This window comes from Erythrobacter sp., assembly GCF_038133525.1.
Taxonomy (GTDB): domain Bacteria; phylum Pseudomonadota; class Alphaproteobacteria; order Sphingomonadales; family Sphingomonadaceae; genus Qipengyuania.
The window spans coordinates 1-477 of the sequence record NZ_JAYPTL010000198.1; the positions used below are offsets into that span (position 1 = coordinate 1).

The 477-nt window shown below is 58.7% G+C and carries 1 pseudogene; it reads right to left on the reverse strand.

Annotation, left to right across the window (positions count from 1 at the left end):
- Positions 1–477: pseudogene (locus tag AAFM29_RS17995) on the reverse strand (hypothetical protein); the annotation flags it as partial.

Below are 477 nucleotides of genomic sequence, written 5' to 3' on the forward strand. Positions count from 1 at the left end.
CGACCGAGGTCGAGCCGGGCAGCCAGAACTATCCGCCGAGCCTCGACGCGCTGGCCAGGCTGAAGCCCGCCAAAGAAATCGCCGGCGAACTTGGCGAACTGGGTGTTTCTTTCGCGTTCGTAGAACACGCCCGCAAGGAAATTGAACGGGCTGTCGAGCTTGGTTCGGAAATAGAAATCCTGGGTGAAGGTCGGCCCTTGTTCATCGACCCGGGCATAGAAAAGCTCTGCCGAAGTCAGATCGTTGTCGGACCGTGACAAGACATCCTGATCGCGATTGGAGGTGACCGAGGTCAGTGCGATCTGATCGTTTTCATATTCCATCCTGAGCGACACGGCATTGGTCTGAACCCTCGCCTCGTGCCCCTTCAACCCGTTGCCAAGGAACGGGCCGGTGCGATTGTTCGTGGCGATATCGTAAAACCCCTGCGGCCCTTCCGCCCCGAACGCACAGCCAAGGCAGGTTTCGTCTGCGATT